We start from the raw sequence: 15,349 nt of genomic DNA, 5'->3' as shown, positions 1-15,349 counted from the left end.
TCAAAGTAGTAAGTAACAACTCACTTGTTGAAGGAGGCGGTGGCTGTTGGCGATGGTGGGATGACAGGGGTAGGAGAAGCAATGGTGGAGAAGCGGTTGTATTGGTGTAATGAACGGATATATTAAATGCAAAGTTAGTGAGTAACAGCTCACTAGTGATGGGGAGTTGGACGTTTAAATACATAGCATTGTATACCATAGAATAGGTAATTTATTGTTAATGTATTGAAATGGGGAATGTCTCTAGCAGATATAAAGTAGTGAGTAACAGCTCACTAGTTATGGGAGTTGGACGTTTAAATACATAGTATTGTATACCATAGAATAGCTAACTTATTGCTAATGTATTGAAATGGGGAATGTTTTTAGTAGATATAAAGTAGTGAGTAACAACTCACTTGTTATGGTAATTAAAAACATATTTGGTAATTTAGATATATCTGGTAAAAGAATCAAAAAATATAGTTAGCAAGGTTGTAGTGAATTTTATATGATTACTTATTATATAAATAGGATAATATAATGGAATTTTACTGATAAATAGAATGTATTTGATAAGTTAAAGTTAAGAATAATATTTATTATTGAAGGTGGTGAAATATTAACAAATTTATCATGCTTCTATCCTGAAATTAAACTAGTGCTATTATTAATTAATGATTTAAGAATAATTAATTAAATTATTTTTCATCTATAATGTGTTTTTTATAATATTTCTAGGTTTAGATAAATATTTTTATAATTAAAATGCAAGATTAGAAAATTAAGTTATAAATAAAAATATGATAAAACATATTTATTTGAAATCTAATAAAGGAAATTCTTCCAATATTTTTTTAAACCACGGTGTGAAAACTTCAGGATTAAGAAGGATCTCTTGTTTTAATTGAGTAATATTTACCCACCTTATAGATGAGACTTCTTCTCTATTTGGTTGGATATTCTTGTTATAATGTCCAATAAAGATATGGTCATACTCATGTTCAATTAATCCTCCCTGAACATCAGCTTTATAAATTAAGGAACCTATATGCGTTAATGGAGTGGCAAAGCCTAGCTCCTCTTGAAGTCTACGTTCAGCGGCTTTCTGAGTATCTTCATTAGGTTTAGGATGGCTACAGCAAGAATTTGCCCATTGCCCAGCTGAATGATATTTATGAAGAGCTCTCTGTTGAATCAGTAGCTCGTTTTGCTCATTAAAAATAAATACTGAAAATGCTCGGTGCAGATGACCGAGTTGATGCGCCAATAATTTAGGCATAACACCAATAGGTTCATCATGTTCATTTACTAAAATTAATTCATCTTCCATTTATATTATTTTCCTTCATAAAAATGATTTCAGTAGTTTAGTATAATTAAAAATATAAGTTTGCATATTAGAGCTATTTACTAATAAACATAATTATTTTTTACTCGCAGCTATCATAAGGTTATATAGCTGCGAGTATAAAATTATTTTTGTTGTAAAACCCAAACTGCAGCTTCGACCCTTGATTTTAAATTGAGTTTTTTAAGTAAATGTTTAACATGTACTTTTACTGTGCTTTCTGCAATATCTAGTTTACGAGCTATCATTTTATTTGATAAACCCTGAGAGATCAGTTCTAAAATATCGGCTTCTCTTGGTGTCAATGAAGCAATATTATTGTCATCCTGTGTGGTGTTATCTCTTAGTGATTCAGCAAGTACAGATGCTAATGTTGGGCTAACAACTAACTTACCGCTTGCTGCTTCTTTAAGGGCTACGATAAGCTCTTCAGGTTCCATATCTTTTAGTAAATAACCATCTGCACCTCTTTTTAGTGCATTGACTAAATCATCACTATAGTTAGAAACGGTAAAAAGAATAATTCTACCTGACAACTCTCGCTTCCTAAGTTCATCAAGAGTTTCAAAACCATTCATGCCTGGCATGTTGAGATCCAGTAAGATAAGGTCAGGATCTTGCTCTTCAGCGATTTGGATACCTGTTTTACCATCTCCCGCTTCACCGATAACTTGTAATGAAGGTTCCAAACTAATCAATTGTTTGACTCCATTTCTTAGCATCGGATGATCATCAATAAGTAGAATGGTTGATTTTTCGTTCACTATATTTGTATTTTCCATAGATGATTTTTCCGGTATGTTAAGCGTCAGATAAAGGGAAGGTAACTTTTACCTCTGTTCCACCTTGAGGCCTAGGTGTAATACAACAGTTGCCATTAAGGCTTAATGCTCTTTCTCTCATAATAATAAGCCCATAATGATTAAGTTTATCAGTATTTGACGTGATCCCTGTACCATCGTCAGTAATTGTAATAGTCACAATACCATCATACTGGTTTAATGAAACCTCAGCCCATTTTGCATTAGCATGTTTTAAAATATTGGTTAATGCCTCTCGGACTATTTGTATAATATGAATAGATTGATGCGGTGAAATACTTTTTGCGGGTAGGTCGTAATTTAAGTCTATTTTATACCCCATACGTTCGCTAAATTCATTAATGGTACTTTCTAATGAGGGGAGCAGACCTGGCTCCGTTAATTTAAGCCTAAATGTGGTTAATAGCTCTCTCAATTGACTATATGCGGTATTAATCTCGCTGCGCATTTCCGTTAACAACTGTTGTGGCTTTTCTGGTAATGGTTCAGGTTGTAATTGCAGGTAACTAATTTGCATCTTCAAGCAAGATAGAGACTGGGCGATAGAGTCATGGAGTTCTCTGGCAATAGCAGAACGTTCATCCATGATAAGCAACTGTTGCTGTTGTTCTATTTGGTGTTCCATTGCTAACATGCCAGAAATTTGTTTTGCTAAAACAGAAACGAGATTGTTTTGTTCATCTGAAAGTATTTGATTATCTTCAATCTCACCAATAATAATGCCATAACGATGCATATTGTCTGATAAATCCCATTGCAAGCTAAGAGGTTTCTCGGTTGTGACTTGTTGTTTTAGTTGCTTTGTATTCGCTTCAGATAACCCGGTTGAATGGCAGCATATTTCATGAAAATATGCTTCATTGCTTTCTTCATACAACCGTAAACTCAGATTTTTGAGTATGGTAATGTTTTCTAGTTCAATAAGAACTTTTTGTAATCGCAAGTAGAGGGGATCCGAGGAATGAAGGATTTGGTTTGATTGATATAAATAAGATAACACCTTATTTTTTGTGATTAAGTCTGCAGTTTTTTCTGCGACTCTTTCTTCAAGCTGATGATAACTTAGCGCTAATTCATCCGACATCTGGTTCAGAGTTTCTCCTAGCGCATTTAATTCATCTTGCCTATTATTTTTAGGGTAGCGTTGGCTAAAATCTTTTCGTCCAATCGCATTGACCATTGATAATAATTTAACCCATGGGTAATAAATTTTTCTTCTCAGGTGCCAGATAGTTCCCATAAGTAATAAGAATACTAAACTGATGAAAATCAGTTGTGTCATGGCAACATAAGCAATCTTTCTTTCCGTTTTCTCATCAATGTTATGAACTAATTCATCTAGTTTACTTACAAATGATATAACTTCGTATCTTGCATCGTTAGGTGTATTTGCTTCCATTAATGAGGGTTTTAAGATATGTAACCAATAATTGTAGAGTTCATCAAATTGAGGCGTTAAATTTTCGATATTTACAACTTGAGTCAGCTCTGGGCTGATGAGGTCAGATTCTAATGCATCGAGATAACGCTGATTCTGGGTATTTAAAGGGACTAGAGAAAGCAATCTGTAGCTCTGCATTCGTAGTGAACCAGATTTATTTATTGCATGAGCGTTACCCTGCACACTTAAAATCATTCGATTGGAAATCGTCATCCCAATAATTCCTAAGATCGCAATAAGTAGCATAAGGCCGATCACTTGGTTAATAATTGAAAATCGGCGATACAGTGTGGGCATGTGTCACTTCCTTAAAGAGTAGCGCTAGCGAACTTAAAATGCATATTTCTCGTATTGTTCATAAAGGGTCGAATATTAAATATACTACTTTGGTAGTAGTTTTTTGGACCTATAACGATATAGAGAATAAAAAATAAAATTTTTCTTTAAGTTTTATGCTTTTATTTATTGATATATAAGATTAAATTTGGTTTGACTGGAAATAGGTTTACGTATTATAGCGTAAATTAAAGATGAGTTTCTTTTGATTTAGATCAGTTTAAATATCGAAGTAAATCAATATGTAAAATAATATACATCGAAAGTGTCTTTGATAATCATATCAATGATAGAAAGAAAGGCAGCCCTAATCGATAGAGCTACCTTTTTGTTTTAAGCTTTTTTAAATTTTTTGAATAGTGAGATTATCGCAACAAGGATTAGGCCTGTTACTAGCCCAAAAAATAAATTAATTATAGTTGGTAAGATAAACTGCATAGTACTGCCAATGATAGGCGTTAAGGTTGCTGTAAAGGATATTTCGGTGATCCATTCTGAAATATAGCTGATACCGTGGGTTAGAATACCACCACCGACCATAAACATCGCGGCAGTCCCTACAACAGATAATGTTTTCATCAGATAAGGAGTGGCATAAATTAATGAATTACCAAATTTTTTTAATAAAGAAGAGGTTTTCTTCTGTAAATAAAAGCCTAAGTCATCTAATTTGACAATCCCTGCAACTAAGCCATATACACCGATAGTCATTACGATAGCAATGATAGAGAGTACGGCCACTTGGTTGATAAAAGTGGTAGTGGAAACAATACCTAGTGTGATGGCAATAATTTCGGCTGATAAAACAAAATCAGTATGAATAGCCCCTTTAATTTTTTTACTTTCAAATTCCTTAAGTTGTTCTTCTGATAACTGTAATTGATTTTGGGAAACAGTATCTTTTACGTTAGAATGCAAGAGCTTATGAGTTATTTTTTCTGCGCCTTCAAAACAAAGGTAGGCTCCACCAATCATAAGTAGTGGTGTGATAGCCCAAGGAAGAAAGGCACTGATTAATAACGCTAAAGGAACAAGTATTAATTTATTAATAAATGACCCTTTAGCAACGGACCAAACAACAGGAATCTCTCTATCTGCACGAACACCTGTGACTTGCTGGGCGTTTAGCGCGAGGTCATCACCTAAAACCCCAGAGGTTTTTTTGGCAGCCATTTTCGTCATGACGGAAACATCGTCTAGTACAGCGGCAATATCATCAAGTAATGTGAGTAAGCTACTTCCAGCCACAAGGGTATCCTCAATATTTTTTAAGGTGTCATTAATGTTTATTAGGTCAGTTAATGGATAATTAGTTCACTACAACATAAACCATATGTACAAATAAGATAATTCCACTGCAACTGATAAGTCTGAATTTTGAATTATTAAATTTTTATGACAGTGGAACCAATATGGTTTTTTCTTTTCTAACTTATTAATTTTAGTAAAGTAACATATTGCTATCTGCTATTTTACTTTATATTCGGTTTAATTATTTAGTTTATAAATAAATTTTAATAGATAGGTATAGGGTTAATACATGTCTTCTCAGCCAGTTTTGAGTATTGTCGTTGCTGTATATAATGGTGAAAAATTTTTACCTCAGTTTTTTGATAGCTTAATTGCGCAAAAGTTAGAAAATTGGGAGCTGATTGTTGTAAATGACGGCTCTAAAGATAAAAGTGAAGATATCATTAAGTCTTATGCAGATAAATTTGTACATTTGAAAGTGCTTTATCAAGAAAACCAAGGTGTCTCAGTTGCTCGTAATACGGGGATGGCTGAGGCTACGGGAAAATACATTACATTTCCTGATATTGATGATGAAATTAGCCCACAAATGTATGGGCGTTTATTAGAAATCGCATTATCAAATGACCTCGATGTTGCAACTTGTAATGGGACTTATGTTTATACTAATGGCGATGCTCCAAAGGCAATTTTCCCACCGAATAAAGTCCCGTCAACTGGGGTGATTTCAGGCCCTGAGTGGCTTGAAATTGGCTTAAGTTCACGCAAGTTTTTGCATGTAACTTGGCTGAATTTATATCGTTTAGACATGTTGCGCCAACACAAATTTTTCTTTGAGCCCAAATTACATCACCAAGACATTCCTTGGACAACAGAAGTGTTGCTCGTAGCAAAGCGCGTGCAATTTATTAATGAACAATACTATCGATATTTAATCCATAACCAATCTGTTTCACACTCATTGAGTGGTGATGAGCGCTCAGTCCGTAAGATAAAAACCTATTTGAAGATTATTGATATGCTGTTAAATATTTACCAGCGTTATCCTGAACAAGTTAAACAAGCCCCTGCTTGTTTATGGCAGGTAGGAAAGGAAGGCTTAGGGGTGATTCAAGCGCTATTAGCCATCAAATCACCAGATGTACAGAAGGAAATGGTACAACTATTTTTTGATAAGGGTTATTGGCAAATTGTGTGGGCGCATGCAACTACAGTAAAATTAAAATGGCGATTAATTAGACGTTACACAAAACTAAAAGAAATTATCAAATCATAATTTACTGAAAAGGTAGCTATTTTTATAGGCTACCTTTTTTGTTTCTATTTTGCTAATTGCTTTAGAGAAGCAATAAACATATCCCATAACTTTGGGTTATCTAACTTTGTAGCGACTTGCGTGTGGCAATCTGCTTTAGCGGGGTGGCGAAAGTCAGTCACCGTCATACCCGTTGTTAAAGCACCTTGCAGTTCGATATCAATCGGAGCTTTAATCGTTTCCATTATGGATGGGTCGATAACATAAGCAACAGCACATAGGTCGTGGACAGGGGCATGGTTAGTATAGCCATTACGTCTGCGGTAACCTGCAGTGTAGTAATTTAGGGATTCAACAACAAAATCACTTACAGGTGTATTTAACGCTGCAATTGTTTCCATTATTTGGTCGTCTGGCCTTGCTTGATGTGTAAGATCTAACCCAATCATAGTGATAGGCCAAGTTTCATTAAACACGATATGAGCAGCCTCAGGGTCTATAAGGATATTGAATTCAGCGACTGCAGTTCGATTGCCTGTATGGTAGCCTCCTCCCATTAAAACAACTTCTTTTACTAATTCTACAATTTCAGGTGCTTTTCTCACTGCCAAAGCAATATTTGTTAGCCCCCCAATAGGAACGAGAGTAATTGTTTTAGGCGGATGTGATTTGAGTGTATCAATAATTAGGTCAACAGCATGGCGCTGATCAATAGGGAGCTTGGGATCGGGGAGATGAGTACCGTCAAGGCCTGTTGTACCATGAACTTCTGGCGCAGTCTGTATTGTTCTCACTAGTGGCCTAGAGCAACCTGCGGCGATAGGGATATCATTTGCACTAACGAATTCCATAATTGCGCGTGCGTTATGAGTAACTTTATCTAATGTTTGGTTTCCGACGACTGTAGTTACCGCAAGTAACTCTATATTTGAATTGCCTAATGCTAAGAAAATTGCCATTGCATCATCGTGGCCGGGGTCACAATCGATAATAATTTTATTGTTAGACATTATTTCTCCATTTATTAGGTTATTTACGTTTAATTGACATAATATATGGATATATTTATTTTTATGTGATGTAAGTTCTATTTTTATGAATACTAATGTAATGAAATTATTCATTAGGGTTACTAATGGAGAGTGATGTGATTAACATATTAATAACAATCGTGTTGAGTTTATAAAGATAATGTGTTCTTTATGTAGTTTTAAGCAATATAAATGAAACCGCCCAGATGGTTTTATTAACGACTTAATGATTGAGGAGGCAGAATGGAGAACTATCTAGAAAGATTACCTGATGTTATTGATTCTGTTGCAACTAATCAGTTTTATCCTAATTTATTATCATGGTTGTCTTCACTTATTGCATTCGATAATGCGATTGTTTACTCCTTTGAAAAAGGAGCTCCACCTCGATTTCTTTCCAAAGTAGAGCGCCGTAATAGCGATAGTATTAACAGAATCTATCAACGAGGTGCTTATTTAATGGACCCATTCTACCAAGAAATCCAAAAAGGCGGGGCTTCTAAAGTATTAACACTAAAAGAACTCGCACCTAAAGGATTTTATCATACAGACTATTATCTCAATTTTTATCGTAAAACAGGGTGGTGCGATGAGGCAGGGTTGCTGTTAGATATTTCAACTAATAGGCAGTTAGGTATTTTTTTTGGTAATGAAGATAGGCCTTTTTTCTCGGAAAAATATACGCAAGCGCCACTTAAAGACGCCTTCGATATCATTCGTAGTATGGTCAAACTTCATAAAGATGTTTCTCCTTCTTCGGTGTCGAATCACTACCAAAATACAGACATGCAAACACGATTTGGGTTAACACCGAGAGAGTGTGAAGTTGTCGAATTAATCTTAGCGGGCAAAGGTTCACCACAAATTGCACAGGCACTTTTCATTAGTTTAGGGACAGTGAAAAATCACCGTAAGAATATCTATCAAAAATTAAGTATTAATTCACAGGTTGAATTATTTAACTTATTAATGAATAGGTTAAGCTAAGTATAATGTGTTTTTATATTTATTTTAACCTAATGATTTAAAAGTGTTTTATGGCTGTTATCTTTTTTATTGCTGCGTTATTTTTTTGTTTTTGTCTAGATGACCTTAATAAACTAAAATTCAATTAATAATCATCATTATTAATATGGTAATAGTTGTATAACTAATTGTTTATAATCTTATATTTTTTGATTTTATAAATTTTATTATAATTTAAATATTCTACTTGCATCACAATTGTTAACTTTATGTTTCGAATGTCCCTAAAGGGATATGTAATTGTTAATGTAAGGTTAAGATAATCAGGTTATCGAAAGATACTAAACAGGGTATCCATAATGAATAACCAAGTAGAATCATTAACTTACTATGCTGCGACTAAGAAATATGACTTACGTTTTCCTACATTAAAGGAAGATCTTGATGTTGACGTCGTGATTATTGGTGGCGGCTTTTCTGGGATCCATACCGCACTTGAGTTGTGTGAGAAAGGGGTTACCAATATCGCTATTTTGGAAGGACGGCATCTTGGCTACGGTGGCTCAGGGCGTAATGGCGGCCAAGTGATGGCGGGTATTGGTCATGATATCGATGCAATTAAAAAATATGTCGGGCCAGAGGGTTTAGAAACAATTTTTAAACTCAGTAATATGGGCGCAGGGATCATGCGTGATCGCATCGCTAAATATGATATTGATGCAGACTTTTGCCGTGGTTATGCATACTTAGGAAGCAATAAGCGCCAAGAAAAGACCTTGCGTAGTTGGCTAAAAGATTTCAAGTCTGTCGATCCTGAGGAAGAAATTGAATTTTACAGTGGCTCAGAACTAAAACAGATTATTGGTTCTGATGCTTATACCTGTGGTATCAAACACATGGGCGGTGGGCATGTACATTCATTGAACTTATTGTTAGGTGAAGCGAAAGCGGTTAGTGAAATATATGGCGCTAAAATATTTGAGAATAGCCAAGTATTAAATGTTGAGTATGGTAATACCATCAAGGTTAGAACTGCGATGGGAACGGTCAAAGCACAAAAAATGCTGTGGGCTTGTGATTCATTTTTAAATGGCCTTGAGCCGACGATTTACCCTAAGACCATTAATACTTATGCATATCAATTAATGACGGAAGAGCTGCCTGATGAATTGATCGAGCAAATTAGCCCAATCCGTGGTGCTTATAGTGATATTCGTCCAGTTATTGATTACTACCGAGTGACGAATGAAAATCGCCTCTTATTCGGTAGTTCAACGCATTTTCTTGAATACATTCCATCTGACCTTAAAGCATGGAATCGTAACCTAATGCTAAAAGTCTTTCCCTATCTCAAAGATGTCAAAATTGAATTAGCTTGGGGTGGACCAATGGCATGTAGTGCAAATTTATTTCCACAAATTGGTTCATTACCACAACATAAAAATGTGTTTTATGCGCAGGGCTATTCAGGTTTTGGTGTTACGCCTAGCCAGATTGTGTGCAAAGTTCTGGCTGAAGGGATGGTAGAAGGTTCTCATCGTTATGACTTAATGAGTTCTATCCCGCACGCCAATATTATTGGTAAAGATAGCATGCGTAATGTGATTGTTTCACTGGCAAAAATAATGCATCAAACATCCGGTTATTGGCAAGGTCGCCGTTAATTCGTTATCCGCCTAACTAGTTTATTTAAATCGATTAAAGGTAAAAAATTATGATTAGTCCATTACTGTTAAACAAACCACTGCCAGAACTATTAAATATTGGTAGCGTGACAAATTTAGGTTCTGTGGTTGTTGAAGGCGATCCTCAAGCGAGTGTTGCGATGATCCACGGTGAACCAACGGATAATCTAACCTGTGGTATTTTTGCTTGCACTAAAGGTAAGTTCAAAATGGTGTATCCATTTGATGAAATGGCGACAGTCCATGAAGGTTCGGTGAAGTTAACGGATGTGAAAACCGGTGTGACGGTTGAATACCATAAAGGTGATACATGGTTTGCTGCGAAAGGTACCGAAGTTTTATGGGAAATTGATGTACCACGCTTCGTAAAACATTACCTAGCTTGTGTAAATGCCTAATTAGTTTCTATTGAGTGGAGTGATAACAATGAGTGAGTTAACCCTATTACCAGAAGTCAGCGAGTTCTTGAAGCGTCAACACGGCCATTTTATCAACGGGTTACCGGTTTCTGGCAAGGGCGATACTTTTTTTGATGTTGTTAACCCTGCCACTGAACAGGTTATTGCTAAAGTAAAAGAAGGGACTTTAGCCGAAGTTGATGCCGCAATGGATGCGGCTCATACCGCATTTAAAGGGGTTTGGGCAAATACCACACCAATGGAAAGAGGGAATTGCTTAAACCGCCTTGCTGACCTACTTGAAAAACACCTTGAAGAATTAGCCCAGCTAGAGACGTTATGTTCAGGTAAAACCATTCAATTATCTCGTTTTCTTGAAGTGGGCTCATCTGCCCAGTTCTTGCGTTATTTTGCCGGTTGGGCGACAAAAATCAGTGGAGAGACATTGAATGTCTCATTGCCTTCTTTTAATGGTGAGAAATATTCTGCATTTACTCAGCGTGAACCCGTTGGCGTTGTCGCCGGTATCATTCCTTGGAATTTTTCGATCATGATTTCCATTTGGAAATTAGCTGCCGCTTTAACATGCGGTTGCACGATTGTGTTGAAACCAAGTGAATTTACCCCGCTAACTATGCTAAGGGTGGTGGAATTAGCAAAAGAGGCAGGGGTACCTGACGGTGTAATTAATATCGTGAATGGTGGTGGTCGTGAAGTTGGACCTGCACTGATTCATCATCCACTTTGTTCTAAAGTGACATTTACGGGTTCAGTACCAACAGGTCTGGCGGTAGGGCGCTCAGCGATGGAAGGTAAATTAACCCGAGTCACACTTGAACTTGGTGGGAAAAACGGCGCTGCATTCTTAGCTGACCTACCGGTTGAAAAAATTGTTAATGGGATTATTGAAGCGGGATATCTAAATCAAGGACAAATTTGTGCGGCTGCTGAGCGGTTCTATATTCCCTCTAAATTGATGGATGAAGTACTAGCAGAACTAAAAACGCGTTTGTCTGCGATGAAAGTGGGTTCTCCATTAGATGAAACAACCGAAATGGGGCCGTTGGCAAATAAAGCGCATTATGAAAAAATCTTAGGTCTATTTGAAAAAGCTCGCCAAGATGGCAGTGAAATTATTTATGGTGGTCAGCCCATTGCAGGTGCTGGGTATTTTGTGCCTCCAACCATTATTCGTGCTAATAGCCCAAATGATGTATTGATGAAAGAGGAAACATTTGGGCCAATAGGGACTTTCTTAAGCTACGATGATGAAGAAGAACTTATTGAGATGATGAATAGCACTCCATTTGGTTTAGCTGCGAGTTTATGGACAAATGATCTCAGTAAAGCGATGCGTATGATTTCGCGCATTGAAGCGGGAACCGTATGGGTGAATATGCATACCTTCCTTGACCCAGCAGTCCCATTTGGTGGTGTTAAGTCATCGGGTATTGGCCGTGAATTTGGTAGCGCCTTTATTGAGTATTACACAGAGTTAAAATCTGTCATGGTGCGTTATTAGTGTTCGATTTATATTTAATTAATCAACATTTCCCGGCCATCGTGCCGGTTTTTTTTGTATTTCAATACAGGAAAAGTAAAAGCGTGAGTTATGAAGAAGGTGGATAATGATTAATTGTCGAGAAAGCGATGAAAATAGATGCCGTAGGTGGTCGTTAAACAAATTAGAGCTTTTCTTGGCGAATGATAAACCCTGATGATACAAGCTCGGTTCGGTTCGTCACATTCGCTTTAGTGAAGATATTGCGTAAGTGGGTTTTCACTGTTGATAGTGAAACTCCCAATAATAATGCAATTCGCTTATTACTTGCGCCTTCCCGTACTAAATGGATGATTTCTTGTTCTTTAGGGGTATAAGACACTAGCGAGTCGGGTAACACATCGAATGTCATTAGTTCAGCGACAGGCAAGATAGCATTTAATCGCATGATTTCTTGCTGGTTAAATGGGCTGTCTCGCAGCACCGAAATCCCCGCAATAATTTTATTTTTACGGCGAATAAATATTTCTGCCATATCAGCCATGTTATTTGGCTGCATAAAATCATGGAAAAAAGCCTGATTTTGCTGGCGTATTTCAGAATCCATTCTCACTAAGCGTAAGTCATCACTGCGAAAATGGTCAGGGTGCAAAGGGTCTAATTGGTGAAAATAAGTGAGATATTCTTCGTGCATTTTTGCTGAGATCCCATGAAGAACGTAGTTATCTGGCTGGCAATGATCATTCACGAGGTAATACACCAATGCGGAAACCGGAATAATATGAGCAATGGTATTTAGGCAGCAATCAATTAATGTTTGTTGATGAGGCTCGAATAATGGTGAAGTCATCATATTCCCTTGCGTATTAATCGAATTATTATCATGCCTCTTAATGAAGTTAACATAAAATAAACATATTAATAACGTGAAGTTGATTGCAGTATTTAAAACTGATGAAAACCCCATAAATATTGATTTGGTGCTTTTTGGTATCTTTAGGGAGTTATTTATTAATATATTAATGAGTGATTTATTTGCTACATATTGATATTACTTTGATTATTTTTTTTGCCCTTCAAAATATGGGTACTTTTCGCGAGTTGCATTTTATTTCCCCTCTCTCTAGGTATCGTTCTTTAGGACGATAGCAGCCTGTTTAGGCTTATTTCTATAGTGGATATGTAGTTACTTTGTTTTTACAAAAAATTCACATTCATGACTGGGTAGAGAGTGAGAGGGATGTAAAATGAATTTATCCTCAAAATTGTCGACACATTTAGAAAAAGGGAAAGTTGGCTTTCCGACCACATTGGCGAGTTCTGCCGGCTTGATTATGGCTAGCCCCGTTATTTTAACCGTTACGAGTGGATTCGGTATTGGTGGTGATACATTCGCCCTAGCGGTGTTATTCAGCTTCATTATGATGCAAGCTCAGCTAACCACATTTTCGGAGGCTGCGGCTATTCTACCAACTTCAGGGTCGGTATATGACTATATATCGTGTGGAATGGGGCGTTTTTGGGCGATAACTGGCGCACTTTCGGCTTATTTGATTGTGCATGTGTTTGCAGGAACTGCCGAAACGATCCTTTCAGGAATTATGGCGCTCGTTAACTTTGAGCATCTCAATACTGTCCTAGAGACCAGTAATTCATCTTGGATGGTCGGCGTGGGATTAGTTGTCACGTTTGGGATTTTAAATGCATTTGGTATTGAGGCCTTTGGTAAGGTCGAGGTTGTACTGACATTCGCCATGTGGTCTACGTTAGTGATTTTTAGTGTGAGCGGTTTGATGTTGCCGTTTCATGTCGATATGGACGGCTGGTTCGGTCAGCCACTTAATACGGATCCAACGCTCATCCTTAGTTTTGTGGGGATGGCAATGTTTATGTTTGTTGGTTGTGAACTTGTTACTCCAATGGCGCCTGAAATTAAAAATTCTGCCAAGGTGATCCCTCGCGCGATGACCACGGGTTTATTCTGCGTCGCACTCTGTATGGTGTTATTCGGTGCAGCTCTAGCGAACCAAGTGGAAAATGTGGTCGTTGACCCGCAAACAGGCACACGCTTACTTGAAACACCGATGGCAATCCCTGCATTCGCTGAAATTGTCATGGGCGAGTTTGGGAAGTATTGGATAGGTGTCGCATTATTATTGGCTGGTGGAGCAACCATTAATACGTTAATGGCAGCGGTACCTCGTATTCTTTATGGAATGGCGCTTGATGGGGCATTACCACGCATTTTTGCTTATTTACACCCGCGTTTCAAAACCCCGGTATTCGGTATTTTAGTCGCCGTGATGATCCCATGTTTGCATGCTTTTGCTATTCAAGGTGACCTTGACCGTATTATTCCATTGGTACTGGCGGCGGTGTGTTCTTGGGGGACGGCTTACTTGTTGGTAACGATTTCAGTGGTGTTATTGCGCATTCGTCGACCTGACTTACATCGTGCCTATCGTTCGCCTTTTTTCCCTATACCGCAAATTATTTCGAGTGTCGGAATTATTTTAGCTATTGTGTATATCACTCCTCCTGGCATGAATAAGTCGGATGTCTATATTCCCTTTGCCATTATGTTAGGTTTAACAGCAGGATATGCATTAATTTGGACTGTTTTCGTACAGAAAGTTAACCCATTTAAACCTGTAGATGTTGAATCCGTTTTATCGAATTCCTTTGCTGATGAAGAAATGGAAGGAGGCCAACTTGAGCCATTACGTAACCTCGCCTAAACCATCTTTGTGGGAAAGAATCGGTAAGCTCACTCAGCAACGTTTGCCTGCCGGATATCAAACAGGATTGACACTTAACCGTGTTGAAAAGGACATGGCGCCTTATCCATGTGAGTGGGGAGCACCTGGAGTGCTCCTTGTACAGCCTGCGCCTGAGCTAACCATTGAGGTAACTGAGCGACCAAGAAAATTGTTTCTCGCTTTTATCGTATATAGCCGCTTTGCGGTATCTGGCCAGTGTACTAATGATATCAATGCAACAATTGAAGTAAAAACCCGTGGGAGTATAAAGAAAAAACATATCCATTTCGTATCGAAACAAATGGATGGTCATAAAGTTATCGAGTGGTTGAATGAATATCCCGTTATTCGGCAAACATTAGAAGAGCTGGAATTTAATCATTGCAAGATAGAGTTTAGCAGTGGCCGTTGGCGTTGTGAAATAGAGCCTTATACGGCATCAGAAATGGTGAGCCGCATCCCAGCGACTCGTCGTTATTTGAGATTAATACAAAAACAACGTTATTATTTATTGAGTGCGCTGCAGTTAATTAACCAACTGATGGAAAAACGTGCTGTGAGCCATTGAGTTTAAA

The 15,349-nt window shown here is 37.3% G+C and carries 14 protein-coding genes; 7 read left to right on the top strand and 7 right to left on the bottom strand.

All coding sequences use genetic code 11. From position 1 onward, the window contains the following. The 5 genes from PR834_RS18450 to PR834_RS18430 form a co-directional block, all read right to left on the bottom strand. Positions 1 to 184, bottom strand: a 184-nt coding sequence (locus PR834_RS18450; protein ID WP_272525546.1) for a hypothetical protein, incomplete at its 3' end; no start/stop codon positions are given. Positions 185 to 796: 612 nt separating this feature from the next. Continuing rightward, entirely contained in the window at positions 797 to 1,312 is a 516-nt protein-coding gene (gene idi, locus PR834_RS18445) for an isopentenyl-diphosphate Delta-isomerase (protein WP_181489193.1), read from the bottom strand. 143 nt (positions 1,313 to 1,455) lie between these two features. After that, entirely contained in the window at positions 1,456 to 2,112 is a 657-nt protein-coding gene (narL, locus tag PR834_RS18440) for a two-component system response regulator NarL (RefSeq protein WP_004905790.1), read from the bottom strand. A 19-nt stretch (positions 2,113 to 2,131) separates the two neighbouring features. Beyond that, positions 2,132 to 3,889, bottom strand: coding sequence for a nitrate/nitrite two-component system sensor histidine kinase NarX (gene narX / locus PR834_RS18435; RefSeq protein ID WP_196725620.1), 1,758 nt, complete (start codon positions 3,887 to 3,889; stop codon positions 2,132 to 2,134). 372 nt (positions 3,890 to 4,261) lie between these two features. Then, complete coding sequence (locus PR834_RS18430) at positions 4,262 to 5,176, bottom strand: DUF808 domain-containing protein (RefSeq protein WP_272536851.1); 915 nt, start codon at positions 5,174 to 5,176, stop codon at positions 4,262 to 4,264. A 292-nt stretch (positions 5,177 to 5,468) separates the two neighbouring features. Here PR834_RS18430 and PR834_RS18425 point away from each other — a divergent pair, with 292 nt between their 5' ends. After that, complete coding sequence (locus tag PR834_RS18425) at positions 5,469 to 6,455, top strand: glycosyltransferase (protein WP_096865187.1); 987 nt, start codon at positions 5,469 to 5,471, stop codon at positions 6,453 to 6,455. Positions 6,456 to 6,499: 44 nt separating this feature from the next. On the opposite strand, the gene uriH is transcribed toward PR834_RS18425, so the two are convergent. Further along, positions 6,500 to 7,444: a uridine-preferring nucleoside hydrolase UriH gene (gene uriH / locus PR834_RS18420; protein WP_094962712.1), complete on the bottom strand. Its 945-nt coding sequence runs from the start codon at positions 7,442 to 7,444 to the stop codon at positions 6,500 to 6,502. A 264-nt stretch (positions 7,445 to 7,708) separates the two neighbouring features. Here uriH and PR834_RS18415 point away from each other — a divergent pair, with 264 nt between their 5' ends. From PR834_RS18415 to PR834_RS18400, 4 genes are all read left to right on the top strand, one after another. Continuing rightward, a complete protein-coding gene (locus tag PR834_RS18415; protein WP_004905785.1) occupies positions 7,709 to 8,452 on the top strand; it encodes a helix-turn-helix transcriptional regulator in 744 nt (247 codons plus the stop codon). Positions 8,453 to 8,790: 338 nt separating this feature from the next. Next, positions 8,791 to 10,095: an NAD(P)/FAD-dependent oxidoreductase gene (locus tag PR834_RS18410; RefSeq protein ID WP_112307778.1), complete on the top strand. Its 1,305-nt coding sequence runs from the start codon at positions 8,791 to 8,793 to the stop codon at positions 10,093 to 10,095. Positions 10,096 to 10,145: 50 nt separating this feature from the next. Further along, complete coding sequence (locus tag PR834_RS18405) at positions 10,146 to 10,514, top strand: cupin domain-containing protein (RefSeq protein WP_004905783.1); 369 nt, start codon at positions 10,146 to 10,148, stop codon at positions 10,512 to 10,514. Between the two features lie 28 nt (positions 10,515 to 10,542). Then, positions 10,543 to 12,036 (top strand): aldehyde dehydrogenase family protein, encoded by a 1,494-nt coding sequence (locus tag PR834_RS18400; RefSeq protein ID WP_094962714.1) that lies wholly within the window; start codon positions 10,543 to 10,545, stop codon positions 12,034 to 12,036. A gap of 163 nt (positions 12,037 to 12,199) precedes the next feature. Here PR834_RS18400 and PR834_RS18395 read toward each other — a convergent pair whose 3' ends face one another. Then, entirely contained in the window at positions 12,200 to 12,865 is a 666-nt protein-coding gene (locus PR834_RS18395) for a helix-turn-helix transcriptional regulator (protein ID WP_272536852.1), read from the bottom strand. 397 nt (positions 12,866 to 13,262) lie between these two features. Here PR834_RS18395 and PR834_RS18390 point away from each other — a divergent pair, with 397 nt between their 5' ends. Then, entirely contained in the window at positions 13,263 to 14,753 is a 1,491-nt protein-coding gene (locus PR834_RS18390; RefSeq protein WP_094962716.1) for an APC family permease, read from the top strand. Then, positions 14,728 to 15,342, top strand: coding sequence for a DUF3156 family protein (locus PR834_RS18385; RefSeq protein ID WP_272536850.1), 615 nt, complete (start codon positions 14,728 to 14,730; stop codon positions 15,340 to 15,342). Before PR834_RS18390 ends, PR834_RS18385 begins: the two co-directional genes overlap by 26 nt. Positions 15,343 to 15,349: the final 7 nt, after the last annotated feature.

This window comes from Providencia sp. PROV182 (assembly GCF_028480325.1).
GTDB classification, from domain to species: Bacteria; Pseudomonadota; Gammaproteobacteria; order Enterobacterales; family Enterobacteriaceae; genus Providencia; species Providencia hangzhouensis.
This window is presented reverse-complemented; position numbering and strand designations above follow the sequence as displayed.